General features: G+C 55.0%; 24 protein-coding genes. 2 read left to right on the forward strand and 22 right to left on the reverse strand.

Annotated elements, in window-relative coordinates:
• Positions 1 to 35 precede the first annotated feature (35 nt).
• The 22 genes from MVK46_RS02400 to pbp11 form a co-directional block, all read right to left on the reverse strand.
• Complete coding sequence (locus MVK46_RS02400) at positions 36 to 419, reverse strand: 50S ribosomal protein L32e (RefSeq protein ID WP_297535013.1); 384 nt, start codon at positions 417 to 419, stop codon at positions 36 to 38.
• Between the two features lie 10 nt (positions 420 to 429).
• Positions 430 to 984, reverse strand: coding sequence for a 50S ribosomal protein L6 (locus tag MVK46_RS02405; protein WP_297535015.1), 555 nt, complete (start codon positions 982 to 984; stop codon positions 430 to 432).
• 10 nt (positions 985 to 994) lie between these two features.
• Complete coding sequence (locus tag MVK46_RS02410) at positions 995 to 1,387, reverse strand: 30S ribosomal protein S8 (RefSeq protein ID WP_042692830.1); 393 nt, start codon at positions 1,385 to 1,387, stop codon at positions 995 to 997.
• A gap of 11 nt (positions 1,388 to 1,398) precedes the next feature.
• Positions 1,399 to 1,569, reverse strand: coding sequence for a 30S ribosomal protein S14 (locus MVK46_RS02415; protein WP_297535016.1), 171 nt, complete (start codon positions 1,567 to 1,569; stop codon positions 1,399 to 1,401).
• A 1-nt stretch (position 1,570) separates the two neighbouring features.
• Complete coding sequence (locus MVK46_RS02420) at positions 1,571 to 2,122, reverse strand: 50S ribosomal protein L5 (RefSeq protein ID WP_297535018.1); 552 nt, start codon at positions 2,120 to 2,122, stop codon at positions 1,571 to 1,573.
• Between the two features lie 11 nt (positions 2,123 to 2,133).
• The gene (locus MVK46_RS02425; RefSeq protein ID WP_297535020.1) at positions 2,134 to 2,865 is read right to left on the reverse strand and encodes a 30S ribosomal protein S4e; all 732 of its coding nucleotides are present in this window, start codon (positions 2,863 to 2,865) and stop codon (positions 2,134 to 2,136) included.
• Complete coding sequence (gene rplX / locus MVK46_RS02430; protein ID WP_297535022.1) at positions 2,865 to 3,230, reverse strand: 50S ribosomal protein L24; 366 nt, start codon at positions 3,228 to 3,230, stop codon at positions 2,865 to 2,867. Before rplX ends, MVK46_RS02425 begins: the two co-directional genes overlap by 1 nt.
• Positions 3,231 to 3,242: 12 nt before the next feature.
• Entirely contained in the window at positions 3,243 to 3,668 is a 426-nt protein-coding gene (locus MVK46_RS02435) for a 50S ribosomal protein L14 (protein WP_297535024.1), read from the reverse strand.
• 4 nt (positions 3,669 to 3,672) lie between these two features.
• Positions 3,673 to 4,017: a 30S ribosomal protein S17 gene (locus MVK46_RS02440; protein WP_297535026.1), complete on the reverse strand. Its 345-nt coding sequence runs from the start codon at positions 4,015 to 4,017 to the stop codon at positions 3,673 to 3,675.
• Positions 4,014 to 4,391, reverse strand: a complete 378-nt coding sequence (locus MVK46_RS02445) for a ribonuclease P protein component 1 (protein WP_297535028.1) — start codon at positions 4,389 to 4,391, stop codon at positions 4,014 to 4,016. The genes MVK46_RS02440 and MVK46_RS02445 overlap by 4 nt, the downstream gene beginning before the upstream one ends.
• A complete protein-coding gene (gene yciH / locus MVK46_RS02450; protein WP_297535047.1) occupies positions 4,277 to 4,543 on the reverse strand; it encodes a stress response translation initiation inhibitor YciH in 267 nt (88 codons plus the stop codon). Before yciH ends, MVK46_RS02445 begins: the two co-directional genes overlap by 115 nt.
• Before the next feature lie 36 nt (positions 4,544 to 4,579).
• Entirely contained in the window at positions 4,580 to 4,780 is a 201-nt protein-coding gene (rpmC, locus tag MVK46_RS02455) for a 50S ribosomal protein L29 (protein ID WP_055429654.1), read from the reverse strand.
• Positions 4,767 to 5,396, reverse strand: coding sequence for a 30S ribosomal protein S3 (locus MVK46_RS02460; protein ID WP_297535030.1), 630 nt, complete (start codon positions 5,394 to 5,396; stop codon positions 4,767 to 4,769). The genes rpmC and MVK46_RS02460 overlap by 14 nt, the downstream gene beginning before the upstream one ends.
• Before the next feature lie 5 nt (positions 5,397 to 5,401).
• Positions 5,402 to 5,872 carry a 50S ribosomal protein L22 gene (gene rplV / locus MVK46_RS02465; RefSeq protein ID WP_297535032.1) on the reverse strand — a complete coding sequence of 157 codons (471 nt, stop codon included), beginning with the start codon at positions 5,870 to 5,872 and terminating at the stop codon, positions 5,402 to 5,404.
• A gap of 10 nt (positions 5,873 to 5,882) precedes the next feature.
• On the reverse strand, positions 5,883 to 6,284 hold the full coding sequence (locus MVK46_RS02470) for a 30S ribosomal protein S19 (protein ID WP_297535034.1): 402 nt from the start codon (positions 6,282 to 6,284) through the stop codon (positions 5,883 to 5,885).
• 2 nt (positions 6,285 to 6,286) lie between these two features.
• On the reverse strand, positions 6,287 to 7,006 hold the full coding sequence (locus MVK46_RS02475; protein ID WP_297535035.1) for a 50S ribosomal protein L2: 720 nt from the start codon (positions 7,004 to 7,006) through the stop codon (positions 6,287 to 6,289).
• Positions 7,007 to 7,017: 11 nt separating this feature from the next.
• Complete coding sequence (locus MVK46_RS02480) at positions 7,018 to 7,278, reverse strand: 50S ribosomal protein L23 (protein WP_297535037.1); 261 nt, start codon at positions 7,276 to 7,278, stop codon at positions 7,018 to 7,020.
• A 6-nt stretch (positions 7,279 to 7,284) separates the two neighbouring features.
• A complete protein-coding gene (rpl4p, locus tag MVK46_RS02485; protein WP_297535039.1) occupies positions 7,285 to 8,052 on the reverse strand; it encodes a 50S ribosomal protein L4 in 768 nt (255 codons plus the stop codon).
• Positions 8,053 to 8,062: 10 nt separating this feature from the next.
• Entirely contained in the window at positions 8,063 to 9,103 is a 1,041-nt protein-coding gene (locus tag MVK46_RS02490; RefSeq protein WP_297535040.1) for a 50S ribosomal protein L3, read from the reverse strand.
• Position 9,104: 1 nt separating this feature from the next.
• A complete protein-coding gene (locus MVK46_RS02495) occupies positions 9,105 to 9,872 on the reverse strand; it encodes a putative RNA uridine N3 methyltransferase (protein ID WP_297535041.1) in 768 nt (255 codons plus the stop codon).
• Positions 9,873 to 10,012: 140 nt separating this feature from the next.
• Entirely contained in the window at positions 10,013 to 10,858 is an 846-nt protein-coding gene (locus tag MVK46_RS02500) for a TatD family hydrolase (RefSeq protein WP_297535043.1), read from the reverse strand.
• A 10-nt stretch (positions 10,859 to 10,868) separates the two neighbouring features.
• A complete protein-coding gene (gene pbp11, locus MVK46_RS02505; protein WP_297535044.1) occupies positions 10,869 to 11,180 on the reverse strand; it encodes a tRNA-binding protein Pbp11 in 312 nt (103 codons plus the stop codon).
• Between the two features lie 281 nt (positions 11,181 to 11,461).
• Here pbp11 and MVK46_RS02510 point away from each other — a divergent pair, with 281 nt between their 5' ends.
• On the forward strand, positions 11,462 to 12,856 hold the full coding sequence (locus MVK46_RS02510) for an ATP-binding protein (protein WP_297535045.1): 1,395 nt from the start codon (positions 11,462 to 11,464) through the stop codon (positions 12,854 to 12,856).
• A gap of 19 nt (positions 12,857 to 12,875) precedes the next feature.
• A partial coding sequence (locus MVK46_RS02515; protein ID WP_297535046.1) for a hypothetical protein occupies positions 12,876 to 13,662 on the forward strand: 787 nt, incomplete at its 3' end.

The raw sequence follows: 13,662 nt of genomic DNA on the forward strand, positions 1-13,662 counted from the left end.
AGCGGCAATCCTTCTCTGCATCCTGAGCATGAGCATCACCTCGCGTTGAGGACCTTAATCCCGAGCTCCTTGGCCCTCGCGATTATGAGTTCCCTCTTCCTCGCGCCGACGGTTCCAGCTATCCTCGCTACCTGCCTGGTCGGGTCAAGCTTTTCCAGCTCCTTGAGGTTGTGAACGAGGACCTCCTCGTAGCCGCTCGGGTGAAGTCCGCGCACGGCTTTAGGTGAGCTCCACCCTACGCTGGGTGAGCGGGGCTTGCCCTTCTTCTTGAGCCTCATCTTGCTGTCGATTCCCTTCGGCCTTCTCCACTTGGGGTCGTTCTTGAACTTCGGGAACCTCCACCACTCCTGCCTAAGGAAGCGGGGCTTCTTCCTCTTGAGCTCGGCCCTTATCTTGAGGAGTCTCGCCTTCTCGTCCATTTCTCACACCTCAGAACTTTATCGGCTTGCCAGCCTTCTCAACTATGTAAATACCATCCTGGAAGACACGTCTGTCCCACTTCGTTATCCTCGTGGCCTGCTCGATGTTGGCCGCGGTCTGGCCGACTGCTTCCTTGTCTATACCTTCAACCGTTACCTCCTGACCACGAACCTTGACTGTGACACCCGGAAGGATTTTGGCCCTCCTCGGGGCCTTTTCACCGAGGAAGTTCTCGATGATAACTTCGTCACCCTGAACCTTAACGGTAATCGGGAAGTGGCTGTAGACAACCTTGAGCTTGTAGGTGAACCCCTTGGTGACGCCCTTAATCATGTTGTTGATGTGAGCACTGAACGTTCTGACTATTGCTATGTCCTTCTTCCGCGGGAACTCCTTGTATATCACGACCTTTCCGTCCTCGGTGAATATCTTAACCCCTGGATACTTGAGCTCCCTCTCCAGCTCACCCTTCGGCCCCTTGACCTTGACGACGTTTCCCTCGACCGTAACCTCGACTCCCTCTGGAACTTCAACTTCCTCCCTCACCCAAGCGTCTATCGGCATCGCTCTCACCTCAGTAGACGTAGGCTATCAGCCTTCCACCGATGCCCTTCTCACGGGCCTCCTTGTGGGTCATAACTCCCTGGGAGGTGGACACTATGAGGATTCCGAACTCAAACGCTGGAAGGAACCTCTTCTCCCAGTACTCGTAGTCCCTGGCCTTGACCGGGAACCTCGGCTTAATTGCTCCTGCCTTGTTTATCTTGCCGATGAGCTGAACGCGGTAGATGCCTGCCCTTCCATCGTCTATGAACTCGAACTCGCCGATGTAGCCGTTCTCCTGCATAACCCTGAGAACCTCACCGATGAGCTTCGAGGCGGGCTTTATGTAGACTTCCTTCTTTCCGACCCTCTCGCTGTTGGTCATGTGAGAGAGAGCGTTCGCAAGCGGGTCAAGCAGAGTCATCGCTTCTCACCTCACTCATATTTCCTGAAGCCGAGCTTTGGAGCGACCTCGCGGAAGCAGTGCCTGCAGAGCATGAGGCCGTGTATCCTGATTATCGGGCCGTACTGGCCGCAACGCATGCACCTTCTCGCTCCCTTACCAAACTTTCTCGGCTTTCTCTTGTTGTAATCCGCCTTCGCCATCTCACAATCCCTCCACGTTGACCTTGAACTCCTCCATAGCGAAGACTATACCCTCTTCCTTAGTCAGCTTGTGCCTGTTCGGAATCTTCCTCCTCTGCCTCTTCCTCCTCGCAACCCTAAAGCCGGGCCTCTCAAGGGTAACGCAGACGTCCATACCGAAGATGCCTATCTCGGGGTCGTACTCGACGCCCGGTATGTTGATGTGCTCCTGGATTCCAAAGCAGAAGTTCCCGTGCTCGTCGAAGTTGCCGACGCTGAGCTTCCTGTCCACGGCCTCAAGGAGCCTGTCGAGCATCTCGTAGGCCTTCTTTCCACGGAGTGTAACTTTAACCGCTATCGGCTCACCGCGCCTTATTCCGAAGTCCTTGTTGGTCTGCTTCGCGCGCCTCCTAATCGGCTTCTGACCGACGAGCTGCTCAAGCATCTTCTCGGCCTTGGTTAAGCGCTCACCGCTCTCGCCGACGCCAATGTTTATTGTGACCTTCGCAATCCTCGGCTTTCTCATCGGGTGAGCCTCCCAGTCTGCAAGAATGGCCTCCCTGTTAATCTGCATCGTCTCTCACCTCACGGAAGGGAAATCTCCGGCTTGTCCTTACCCACGACGAAGGCGTACTCCTTCAGGGTGTCGAAGAGCTCGCCGTTCTCGTCCTCGATGGTGACGACGTCGGGCCAGCCCATTGGGAAGTGCCTGACCTCGACTATCTTGCCCTTCCTCGCGACGTTCTTACCCTGGGTAACGAAGACGTAGGCACCGACCTCGAAGGGCAGTATCTTGACTATCTGCCTCTCCGGAACCTTCATGATGACGGTGTAGGAGGTCTTGTAGGCGTCCTTCTCGGCGAGGCTAACGAGGTGGTTGGTTCCGTCGTGGAGGTTGAGCTGGACCTTCGCGCCCTTGACCATCCTCTTGTTGTCAATCCTGAAGGGTTTGAGCTTGGCTTCCTCCCCGCTTATCGGGTGGAGGATGAGCTTGCCAATCCTGTTGGGCAGAACCCTGTAGTGCTCTCCGGTTTCCGGAATCGAGACGACGTCCATGATTCCAACCGGGAACTTGTAATCCTTCCTAACGCGACCGTCAACGAGTATCTTGCCCTCGTTGAGTATCTTTCTGGCTTCTCTCGCGGTTCTCGCGTAGCCAAGGTAGTCCCTGACTATGTAGAGGAGCGGTATGGAAGTCTTCATGCTGTGCGGACCCGGACTCGGGCGGACGGCCCACTTATATTCCTTCCTCCGTATATACCAGGCGGTCGGAGCGGCAAGCCTCTTAAGGTGCCTCTTCGGACCCTTTCTCGCCATCACTCAGCCCTCCTCTTAATTATTTTCTCTCTCCTCTCATCGTCGAGGTTGAGGTCAACAATCATGACGTTCGAGGGATGAAGCGGGTAGTAAACCTCGGTTCCGTCGGTCTTCTTCTGGGTGACGCCCTCAACATGAATCCTGTAGCGCTTGAGGTCGACCTCGACGACCTTTCCTTCCTTGCCCTTGAAGTCACCGCGCATGACCTTGACCTTGTCGCCAACCCTAATCGGGAGGTTCCTGACGCCGTACTTCTCCCTCAGCTCCCTGCTCAGGGTGGCGCTCATTATCTTGTTCCTTAGGTGAAGGGGAGCGTTGTGGAGGAACTTCCTCTGCTTTCTCGGCTGCTTCATATCAAGCTTCATAACTCTCTCACCTCACAGCACTATGCTCGCTATGCTACCGAGCCTTACCCAGCGCTCGGCGGCTTCCCTAGCTATGGCACCCCTTATCTCGGTTCCCCTCGGGACGCCTTCGGGGGTCACTATCGCGGCCGCGTTGTCCTCGAACTTAACGCGCATGCCGTCGAGCCTTCTGTACTCCTTTCTCTGCCTGACGATTACGGCCCTGACAACCTGGTGTCTCATGTCGGGCCTTCCCTTCTTGACCGTGGCGACGACCATGTCACCGACGCCAGCGCTGGCGAGCCTCCTTCTGGTTCCCTTGTAGCCGACAACGCCGATTATCTGGATGACCTTGGCACCGCTGTTGTCGGCGACCTTGAGGTAGGCGCCGACCGGAAGAGCGCGGGTCGGTCTGACGGGGCTGATTCCCCTCGTCGCACCGGCACCCTTCTTGGCCATCGCCTCACACCCCCTCCTTTCTCTCGGCCCTCTCAAGAACGGCCACAACGACCCAGCTCTTGGTCTTGCTTATCGGCCTGGTCTCTGCTATGAGAACCTTGTCGCCGGTTTTTGCATTTATGCACGGCGGGTTGTGGGCGTGAACCTTGCTCCTCCTGAGCTCGTAGCGCTCGTATTTCTTGAGGTAGTGGTAGTACTGCCTCTCGACGACGACCGTTTTCTTGCCCTTATCACTAACAACGATGCCCTCAACGTACCTCCCATGTATCTTAAGGTTCCCATGCCAAGGGCACTTGGGGTCATCACACACCTCAGCGGGAGGCTGAATCCTCAATCCAATCTCTCTCATTTCCGCCACCTCTTCTTGAGCCTCATCTCGGGTCTTCCAATCAAATCACGACCGTTGATTCGGATTTTCTCATCGCCGAGGTCGAACTCAATCTCGACCACGTCCTTCGGAACGACCCAAACCCTCTCCCCACATATGGTGAGGGTGTTCCTCGTCTCGTCGAGGACGTAGCCCTCGATGCCGACCAGCTCTGGATGAGATGCCCTTATAATCTTTGCTTTGAGGCCTATGAGCTCATGCCAGACCACGTTTTTCCGCGTCACTCGACCTCTATGAGCTCCTCGGAAAATCCAAGGTCTGCGAGCAACTTCTTGATACGGTCCCTGTGGTCGCCTTGAAGTTCTATCCTTCCCTTCTTTACGGTTCCGCCGCATGCCAGCTTCGCCTTCAGCTTCTTTGCGATGTCATCTAAGTCAAATTCCTTTTCGTCTATGCCCTCGATTATGGTCTTAAGCTTTCCGTAGCGGGCCCTCTCAATGTAAACCCTAATCCTCTGCTGTTCCTTCAGGACCTCCTTAAAGAGCATCTCATCCAGAGGGTTCACAATCCTCGGCACCTAACCTCACCTTTTCTCCCTAAGCTTCTCCTTTTTTATTGTGAGCAGGCGCGCGATGTCGCGCCTTAGATTCCTAATGACCATGGGGTTCTCGAGCGAAGCCCCCATGGTGAGCACACCCCTCTCCTTGGCAAGCTCAAGCCTTAGCTCCCTTATCTTCTTGTCTATCTCCTCGATGCTCATCTCCCTAATCTCACTGGGCTTCATTGCCGCTCACCTCTTCCTCGATTACTTCCTTGACCTCAATCTCATCTGGCAACCTCGCGTCGGGCGGCATGATGGCGACCTTAACGCCGATGACACCGAGCTTGAGCAGTGCCTGGGCGTAGCCCTTGCTGACGAGGGTCTCAGCGGGGTTCCCGACCTTGGCGAGGTAGCCCTGGTAGAACCTGACGCTTTTCGCCCTTTCGCCGGTGAGTTTTCCGCTCAGGCGAATCTCAACACCCCTAGCTCCGTTCCTCATGATGGCCCTGATTGCTGAGTAGGCCGCCCTCCTGAAGTGAACTCCCTTCTCAAGGGCCTGGGCAAGCCTTACCGCCTGGACCTTGGCGTTGAGGTAGGGGTTCTTGATTTCCTCAACCTCAATCTGCGGGTTTTCGAGGCCGAACTGCCTCTCGAGAATCCTAGTGAGCTCTCTGATTCTCTTCCCACCCCGACCTATAACGTAACCGGGGCTTGCGGCAAAGATTATAACCTTTGTTCCGAGGGGAGTTTTCTTGATATCGAGACCTCCGTAACCCGCCCTTCTGAGTTCCTTCTCAAGGTACTCGTCAATGAGCATCTCCCTAACGCCTTCCTTGATGAAGTACCTCTCGATGGCCAAAGGTCTCACCTCCTAATCTCCTCGACGACTATCTCAATGTGGGTGGTCTGCTCGTTGAACGGGGTGGCCCTTCCGAAGGCCCTTGGAATGTAACCCCTTAAGACTGGACCCCTGTGCGCTGCCGCGTGGATTATCTTGAGCCTGTCGACGTCGAGGCCCTTCTGCTCGGCGTTGTTCTTGACGTTGAGGAGTATCTTCTTTACGGCCTTGGCAACCTTGACCGGATACCTTCCGGGACCGAAGCCCCTGCCCGGCTTGTGGCCCTGGCTGTCGTTGAAGCGCCTCATCGGAACTGGCCTTCTCTTTGCTATAACGTCGTCGAGGTACTTAAGGGCGTCGTTGAGCATCATGCCCCTTATCTCCCTAAGCAACTCGACGCTGTGCTTGGGCGAAATCCTGAGGTCCCTTCCGCTCGCGCGGGCCATTCTGTCCGGGTCAAAATTTTGGAATGAGTAGGAAAACCTGCCCCTGCTCATCTAAACCACCTCACTTGATTGCCACGAACATTGATGACCTTGTAGCTCCGACACCCGGCGAGCCGTGCTGGACTACCTTCCTCGTCATGGCGAACTCCCCGAGGTAGTGCCCAATCATCTCGGGCTTTATCTCAATGGGAACGAACTCCTTGCCGTTGTGGACATGGACGGTGATTCCCACCATCTCAGGGAGGACTATCATGTCCCTGCTGTGGGTCCTTATGGGTTTGGTGTACTTGCCCTTCTTGGCCAGGCGAATCTTCCTGAGGAGCTTCTTCTGCTCCGGGGAGAGGCCCCTCTTGAGGCTCCTCCTCTGCCTGGCCGGGAGGAGCTTGGCGAACTCCTCAAGGGACATGTTGAGCAGTTCGTCGAGCGTGTAACCCCTATACCTAAACTCCTTCTTTCTCGCCATCTTCACTTCCTCCTACCGGTTCTTCTCGCGGCTATGTGACCGACCTTCCTTCCGGGCGGAGCGCGCCTCGAAACTGTCGAGGGTCTGCCTATGTGGTGCTCCTTACCGCCGTGCGGGTGGTTGACGGCGTTCATCTTGACACCCCTCGGCTTGGGCCAGAACCTGTTTCTGGCTTTGGCGATGTAGTAGGCCTTACCGGCTTTGACTATCGGCTTCTCAAGCCTTCCACCGCCGGCAACAACACCTATGGTTGCCCTGCACTCGGGCTTGAACTGCTTGAGCTCGCCGCTCGGAAGCTGCACGATGACCTTGTCCTTCTCCCTCGAAACCACGAGGGCGTAGGTTCCCCCAGCTCTAACGTACTTCCCGCCGTCGCCCGGAACCCCCTCGATGTTGTAAACGTAGGTTCCCTCCGGTATCTTGGCGAGCGGAAGCGTGTTGCCTATCGCCACAGGAGCCTCCGGTCCAATGTATATCTCCTGCCCGACGAGGACTCCTTCAGGGGCGAGGATTAACTTCTCCGTTCCGTCCTCAAACTTAACGCGAGCGACCGGAGCGGTCCTTCCCGGGTCGTGGAGGATTTCCTGAACGACTCCCCTGAGGGTCTTCTCCTTCGTCACGTTGAGAGGAACGTACTTAACGGCACCCCTATACCTGTGGGAGGGAGCGCGGAAGGTTGTAGTGCCCTTACCTCTCCTCTGCTGTATGAGACTCTTTCCCATCTCACATCACCTCAGAACAATCCCAACCTTGCGGCAATCTCACTCGCGTCGTATTCGGGCTTGAGCTTGACGTAGGCCTTCTTCTCGCCCCTCATTGTGATGAGGGTGTTGACCTTCTCAACTTTAACGTTGAACATCTCTTCCACGGCTCTCTTGATATCCTGCTTGGTTGCCCTCCTGTCCACTATGAAGGTGAGCTTGTTCTCCTTCTCGATGAGCGAAACGGCCTTCTCGGTAACGAGCGGCCTTATGATAACTTTATATGGGTCCATCTCTCATCACCCGTAGATTTCCCTAAGCCTCTCTATAGCGCTCTTCGTCCATATCGTGAGCCTTCCCGGGTGGGTTCCGGGCGCGAGAAGCTCAACGCCGAGGTTGTCAACGGTAACGACGTCAACTCCCGGGTGGTTCCTCGCTCCCTGGACGATTCCCTCGTTCTTAGCCACAACGATGAGCGGCCCCTTGGCCTTCTTGTAGCGCCTTCCGCGCATCTTGCCCTTTCCGGCCCTTATCTTGGTGTTCTTCTTGGCCCTCTCAATGTCGTCCCATATTCCGAGCTTCTTGAATATCTCCCTGGTCTGAGCGGTCTTGAAAACGCCCTGGAGGTCGTCAACTACCACGAGCGGGAAGGCCGGGACGTTGTCTATAACGTGTCCCCTTGCCCTCACCAGGTCGGGGTTTGCGGTTGCGGCTATGGCGCTCATTATAGCGAGCCTGCGCTCCTTCTTGTTGATGTCCTCCCAGATTATCTTCTCGACCTTCGGCGGGTGGGTTCTCCTTCCGCCCCTCGCGAAGGGAACGAAGGCCGCGAACCTTGGCGGGGTCTTTATCCTCTCGACCCTCGCCATTCCGTGGCCCTTACCGATGTTCTCGGTAACGCGCCTCTTTCCAGCGAGCGGGTCCCTTCCCTGGGGCTGTATCCTGTGGGTCCAGGAAGCGATGACAGCCCTCCTGATGAGGTCGGGCCTGAAGGGAGTGCTGAACACCTTGGGAAGCTCTATCTCCTCAACGGGCTCGCCTTCGAGATTGAAGACCTTAACCTTCATCTATCTCACCTCACTGCTTGGACTCCCTACTGACGTAGGTTATCTGGGGCCTCTCAACGGGCGGCTTCTTCTTGGGCGGCCTTATGGCGGGCCTAACGCGGACTATTCTCTTGAAGGCTCCGGGAACGCTACCCTCAATCATGAGGAAGTCGCTCCTGACGATTCCGTAGTGCGGGAAGCCACCCTTCGGGGTTATCTCAATCTCGTTGCCGTTAAGGTTAAGCTTTCCGTTCTCGCCTATGGCGATGAGCCTCTTGTTGAACTCGGTCCTGTGGTGGAATCCCATCTGACCCGCCTGGGGAACCGTCCACATAACCCTTGGCGGGTGCCACGGACCGAGGTTGCCGATGTGCCTGCCCTTTCCAGCCCTCTGGGCCTTGTGGAACTGTATCTTGACTCCCCAGCGCTTGACCGGGCCCTGAGTGCCCTTACCCTTGGTGACAGCTATGACGTCGAGAAGCTCCCCCTCGTGAAGAACTTCACTTGCCCTAAGCTCCTTGCCTATCTTCTCCTTCGCATAGCTGAACTTGGCCTTGACGTCGTCACCGCCGATTGCGTACTCCATAACTTCCGGCTTCTTCTTGAGCTTGATGAGCCAGGGCTGGGTGTGGACGAGAAGCCTGACATCAACAATCTCGCCGTCGTTGATTAGGTCCTCAAGCTGACCGAGCTTGGCCTCGAAGGCATCTTTACCGTAGTTCTTCGGCAGGGTCTTTATGCGCCTCCTGACGTTCTCATGTAGCTCGGGGAACCAGACCTCAGTTGCGGTCTCAAGGCCAAGGTAGCCCTGCTTGTAGGCTCTGATACCGTAAACGAAGAGCGGCGGAACCTCGACTATCGTTACCGGAACGAATATTTCCTTGCCTTTGGTCAGTCCGGGGCTGTCGTCTATCATGAGTATGTGGGTCATTCCGGCCTTGTAGCCAGCAAAGCCCAGCATCCTGACCTCACTGTCCTTTGGCCATTTCTTGATTCTTGGAACCACACTCCTAGCCCTTTTCCTTGGGCTGAAGGCGAGTGAACCTCTCCTTGGTCTGTGAACCTTTCCCATATCAATCCCTCCTCATGAGATTGAATATCGCCAGCGTAGCGAGGAGCGCCTCCTCGGTGCGGACGGTTTTAGTCTTCTGATTCGGAATCGTGTTGAGCACGAAGTCGAACTCGTACTCACCGCCGAGGAGCTCCATGACGCCCTTCCTCGGCGAGCCGAAGGCGATACCAACCTCCCCTTCGAGCGGGGGAAGATTGACCTTTCTCACGTCGCGACCCTTCCGCGAGGTCGCGATTGCCAAATCCAGGTGAGCCTTTTTAAGTGTTTTCGCCAGGGGTTTCCCGCTCAGGTGAACTTTGTACCCCCAGTATTCAGTTGGCTTCGCTGGAACGGCCTTGAGGGGCTTCGTTGAGACTATTCTGAACGTTGCCCGGCCTTCAACGTTCCCTTCAACGATTGCCAGCTCGTCGAGTCCGATGTCCGCGTAGATTCTCCCTCCATCTCGGAAGGCGTAGCCCTCGCGGATTTCCCCGACCTTTGGTTTCCCCTTGAGCTTGTGGTGCGGCGTTCTGAGCGGGGGGACGACGCCAACATAGCGAAGCTCGGGCATCAAGGGAAACAGCCTCTTTCTGAGGTACTGAGGTGTCTCCATGTACTCAAGGACCGTTTTTATGAACTTCCCGTCCCTGCCGCCTGCCCTGTAAATCCAGATGTGCTCGACGCCAAATATTGAGCAGGCCCTCGCAACCTGCCCAACTTTGTACGTTCTGATTTTCGGGTCGTCGGTTTCCTCAAGGAGGGAATCGGGAATAAAGACGTGCCAGGCCATTTTCCCTCATCTTGTCCCCACTGTCTCCCCTAAGCTGAAGGGAGCTTATGGAGACTATTTAAAAGACTTTCGAACCCTGCAACCCTTTTTCTTGCTGAAAAGTGTAAAATTTTTTTGCAAAAGAATTCGAGAACAGACCCTCACTCCTCCATCTCCACCCCGTAGACTTTCCTTGGATTCTCGACGTGGATTTTGTAGACGTCCTCCTCCGTGAACAGACCGTTCTGGAGGAAGGCCTTCGTTCTCCTGGGAACAGTCTTCGGACCGAGAACAGCTCCCGGCCGTCTTTTGTCGTCTATATAGTCGGTCTCCATCATGAAGCGGTTTCCCTGCTTTATCGCCTCCTCTATGTTCTTCCTGCTCGCTATTATGCTCGGAAAGACGCCGACTTCTTCCGCCACCTTCACCAGCGGCGGCGAGAAGTGCTTGACGACGCGGTAGGGCTTTATACCGACTTCCCTCACGTATCTTCCAAGCTCCCTGAACTTCCCCTCATCGAAGCTCTCGGTGTGGAGCTGAACCGCGCAGTCCGCCTCTTTAGCGAGGCTCATCCCGTACTTCATCAGCTCTATGCTGGCGTTCCAGACTTCCTCGCTCACCTCGTAGTGCGGCCTTCCTATCTCGCCTATCGCCACGGCCTTGCCCTCAAGGCACAGCTTTTGCGCGTATTCTAACGCCTTCATGACCTCGTTCCTCGCGTATTCAAGGCCCTTTTTCTCGGCCAGATATACGAACTCCGCCGGGTGGACGCCGACCACTGCGAAGGCTTTAACCGGCGTTTCGCGGTTTATCCTCTCAACCAGCTCAACGTGGAAGTCCATGGCCTTTATGAAGTCCTCCGCCTTGAGGCCCGGGAAGCCGTAGTCGTGGGCCGTCTTGTATACCACCATCAGGTGCGTTCCGCCCGCTCTGTGGAACTGCTTCACCGCCTCGAGGAAGAGACCCTTGAAGGGGTCAACGTGGAAATGATTATCGAGGATTATCATTGCTCCCACCTCACGACTGGTAGATTTCGAGAACGTCGCCTTTTTTAGCGTTTGTCTTCCCCTCAAGAATCAGCGCGACCCTGTCGCCGTCAACCGCGAAGTCAACCCTCTTTCGCTCCCTCTGGATTTCCCGGATTAGGGCGATGTTTTTTCCCTTCACCTTGTAGCCGGGGTAGATTATCCCCTCAACGGTTCCAATCAGCGTCTCCCTGCCGAGGACGTTGAGAATCTGCTCAACCCTGAACTTCGCGACCGGTTTCCTCGACGCTATGAACTCCCCGGTTTCTCCCTTCCGTCTTTTCAGAAAGTCGAACAGTCCCATGCTCCCACCGGAGAGAGTGGGAAAGAGGGGAGAAAAGCTTATCCCCTGACGAAGTGCACCGAGTAGATGCAGGGGTCGAAGGCCCGGTCGGTCTCTAAAACCCCGTTGTCCCTGCAGGCAGATGGGCCGAGAAGAGTGGAACGGTCACCAACGCCCTCGGAATGGAGATGAAGGTTGAGAAAGTGAGGGAAGGCTACTCCCCGCTGGGGCTTTTCTCGTGATTCCCCTTTTTCTCGCAACTTTTAAATAATTTACTCACAAGTAAATTACTGGTGAGTATAATGTTCATCAACAGGGAGGCCGAGCTGTCCCTGCTGGAGGAGAGGTTTGGGGGAAGCAAAGCGGAGTTCATCGTAGTTTACGGGAGGCGCAGGGTCGGGAAGACGGCCCTTCTCCTCGAGTTCCTGAGGAGGAACGGCGGAATCTACCTTCTCGCGAGGGAAACCAGTGAGACCGAGAACCTGAAACGCTTCTCCCAACGGGTGGCGGAGCACTTTAACGACGGCTTTCTCGCCAAGAACCCCTTCCAAAGCTGGGACGCCCTCTTCGAGTACCTCGCTCAAAAAAGCGCTGAGAGGCTTGCGGTCGTTATTGACGAGTTCCCGTATCTGGTGAAGGCAAACCCCGCCTTGCCCTCGATTCTTCAGGAGTACTGGGATTTGAAGCTCTCGCGGGGCAGAATCTTCCTCGTAATCTGCGGTTCGAGCGTCTCGATGATGGAGAAGCTGCTCGGATACAAAAGCCCAATCTACGGCAGGAGGACCGCACAGCTGAAGGTGTCTCCCCTGGGCTTCTTCGAGGCGAGAGATTTCCTGCCAAAGTATTCGCTTGAGGACTTCGTTAAGGCCTACGGAATCCTCGGGGGAACGCCGGCTTACCTGCTTGAGTTCGACGACTCAAAGACCATCGAGGAGAACCTCAGGGCCTACTTCCGCCCGGATTCGTTCCTCTACGGCGATGCGCGCTTCGTCCTCATGGAGGAGCTTGAGGAGCCTAGGAACTACTTCGCGGTTATGGAAGCGGTAGCGGGGGGAAAGACGACGCTCGGCGAGATAACCAACGAGACCGGCCTCGAGCGCGGAACCGTGGCTAAATACCTGAGCGTTTTGATTGATTTGGGCTTCGTGAGGCGCGAGCTTCCCGTTACCGCGAGCAGAAAGAGCCGGAAGGGGCGGTACTACATAGCCGACCCCTACTTCGCCTTCTGGTTCCGCTACGTCCACCCGAACGTGGACTTGATAGAGACGGGACAGGGTGATTTTCTGGTGGAGCTTGTGATGGAGAACCTGAGCGAGTACCTCGGCTGGGTTTTCGAGGATATTGCCAGGCAGTTTTTAATCGAGCTGAAGGGGGCTGGAAAACTGCCTTTCAGGTTCACGAAGATAGGCAGGTGGTGGAGAAAAGGAGAGGAGATTGATTTGGTCGCTTTGAACGAACGCGAGAAGAAGGCACTTTTCGTTGAGGTGAAGTGGAAGGACTTGAATGAGAGGGAAGCGCGGAGAGTTTTGAAGGAGTTGGAACGGAAGGCTGGGCTGGTGGGACTTGATGACTGGGAGCACTATTACGGCTTGGTTGCTAAGAGCGTTGAAGGAAAAGAAGAGATGAGGGAAGAGGGATTTTTGGCCTGGGATTTGGAGGAGTTCGAAAGGCTTATTGGTAAATCCGTAAATAGGTAAACTGTGGAGGGGTAACGAGATGGTAAGCGAACACATCGCAAGGTCCTATGAGCGAAAGCTCCACGTACCTGAGGGCATCCTCGGAAGAAAGAAAAAAGCGATGACAATACACGTTACAAAAAACGTGCGGAAGGAAGCAACATTGCTTGCAGAGAAAGATTATTTGCGCGCTCTTCTGGAAAAACATGGAATAAGTGTTGACAAAAATATCGAAAAAGCGATAGAGGAGCCAATATATATCTATTCCCTTCACCACCCGGATAAGAACCCATACAATAAAGATGAAACGAAAATCAGAGTGGCCGCACCCACGGAAGAAGATGCCGCAAAATACACTACACTCCTCCAGATAATCTCAATCCCGCTGGCAGCAAGAACTAAAAGCCACATAGACGCAAAGATTGGGCTAGAACACGCCATGTGGCCGGCCGTTGATAGGAGAGGAGATCCGAAAATAATTGTCAGAGTTAATGAGGAACCAAATCTTGAGAAAAAGAATGAAAAAACGATATACACATACACGGGGTATCCCTTGCTCCCATTCGAAGAGTTCAAAGAAAAGGCGCTAGAACGAGCCGCCAAAAATATCTACAACGAATTGAGAGACCGCCTTGGTAAAGACATAAGTCCAGGAGAGTTTGTAGAATTTGTAAAAAAGGCGGCGGACGCCGCCGAAAAAATCGTAGAAGAGAAGAAAAGAAGAGCGAGGGGAACAGGATTTCAGCCAATTGATGGGGATTTAGAAAAGATTCCCGAATTCGTTGAGGCAATTCGCATGATCGCAAAAATGATGCCAGAGGACTACT

Source organism: Thermococcus sp., assembly GCF_027066465.1.
In the GTDB taxonomy this organism is placed as follows: domain Archaea; phylum Methanobacteriota_B; class Thermococci; order Thermococcales; family Thermococcaceae; genus Thermococcus.

Excerpts from the sequence above, each read along its gene's own strand:
- MVK46_RS02410 (WP_042692830.1), bottom strand. The coding sequence starts at position 1,387 with ATGACTCTGCTTGACCCGCTTGCGAACGCTCTCTCTCACATGACCAAC.
- rplV (WP_297535032.1), bottom strand. The coding sequence starts at position 5,872 with ATGAGCAGGGGCAGGTTTTCCTACTCATTCCAAAATTTTGACCCGGAC.
- MVK46_RS02500 (WP_297535043.1), bottom strand. The coding sequence starts at position 10,858 with ATGATAATCCTCGATAATCATTTCCACGTTGACCCCTTCAAGGGTCTC.
- MVK46_RS02425 (WP_297535020.1), bottom strand. The coding sequence starts at position 2,865 with ATGGCGAGAAAGGGTCCGAAGAGGCACCTTAAGAGGCTTGCCGCTCCG.
- pbp11 (WP_297535044.1), bottom strand. The coding sequence starts at position 11,180 with ATGGGACTGTTCGACTTTCTGAAAAGACGGAAGGGAGAAACCGGGGAG.
- MVK46_RS02420 (WP_297535018.1), bottom strand. The coding sequence starts at position 2,122 with ATGCAGATTAACAGGGAGGCCATTCTTGCAGACTGGGAGGCTCACCCG.
- yciH (WP_297535047.1), bottom strand. The coding sequence starts at position 4,543 with ATGCTCTTTAAGGAGGTCCTGAAGGAACAGCAGAGGATTAGGGTTTAC.
- MVK46_RS02440 (WP_297535026.1), bottom strand. The coding sequence starts at position 4,017 with ATGAGAGAGATTGGATTGAGGATTCAGCCTCCCGCTGAGGTGTGTGAT.
- MVK46_RS02400 (WP_297535013.1), bottom strand. The coding sequence starts at position 419 with ATGGACGAGAAGGCGAGACTCCTCAAGATAAGGGCCGAGCTCAAGAGG.
- rplX (WP_297535022.1), bottom strand. The coding sequence starts at position 3,230 with ATGAAGCTTGATATGAAGCAGCCGAGAAAGCAGAGGAAGTTCCTCCAC.
- MVK46_RS02490 (WP_297535040.1), bottom strand. The coding sequence starts at position 9,103 with ATGGGAAAGGTTCACAGACCAAGGAGAGGTTCACTCGCCTTCAGCCCA.
- MVK46_RS02435 (WP_297535024.1), bottom strand. The coding sequence starts at position 3,668 with ATGGCCAAGAAGGGTGCCGGTGCGACGAGGGGAATCAGCCCCGTCAGA.
- MVK46_RS02480 (WP_297535037.1), bottom strand. The coding sequence starts at position 7,278 with ATGGACCCATATAAAGTTATCATAAGGCCGCTCGTTACCGAGAAGGCC.
- MVK46_RS02405 (WP_297535015.1), bottom strand. The coding sequence starts at position 984 with ATGCCGATAGACGCTTGGGTGAGGGAGGAAGTTGAAGTTCCAGAGGGA.
- MVK46_RS02415 (WP_297535016.1), bottom strand. The coding sequence starts at position 1,569 with ATGGCGAAGGCGGATTACAACAAGAGAAAGCCGAGAAAGTTTGGTAAG.
- MVK46_RS02470 (WP_297535034.1), bottom strand. The coding sequence starts at position 6,284 with ATGGCGAGAAAGAAGGAGTTTAGGTATAGGGGTTACACGCTCGACGAA.
- rpmC (WP_055429654.1), bottom strand. The coding sequence starts at position 4,780 with ATGAAGCCCAGTGAGATTAGGGAGATGAGCATCGAGGAGATAGACAAG.
- MVK46_RS02495 (WP_297535041.1), bottom strand. The coding sequence starts at position 9,872 with ATGGCCTGGCACGTCTTTATTCCCGATTCCCTCCTTGAGGAAACCGAC.
- rpl4p (WP_297535039.1), bottom strand. The coding sequence starts at position 8,052 with ATGAAGGTTAAGGTCTTCAATCTCGAAGGCGAGCCCGTTGAGGAGATA.
- MVK46_RS02510 (WP_297535045.1), top strand. The coding sequence starts at position 11,462 with ATGTTCATCAACAGGGAGGCCGAGCTGTCCCTGCTGGAGGAGAGGTTT.
- MVK46_RS02445 (WP_297535028.1), bottom strand. The coding sequence starts at position 4,391 with ATGCGGCGGAACCGTAAAGAAGGGAAGGATAGAACTTCAAGGCGACCA.
- MVK46_RS02475 (WP_297535035.1), bottom strand. The coding sequence starts at position 7,006 with ATGGGAAAGAGTCTCATACAGCAGAGGAGAGGTAAGGGCACTACAACC.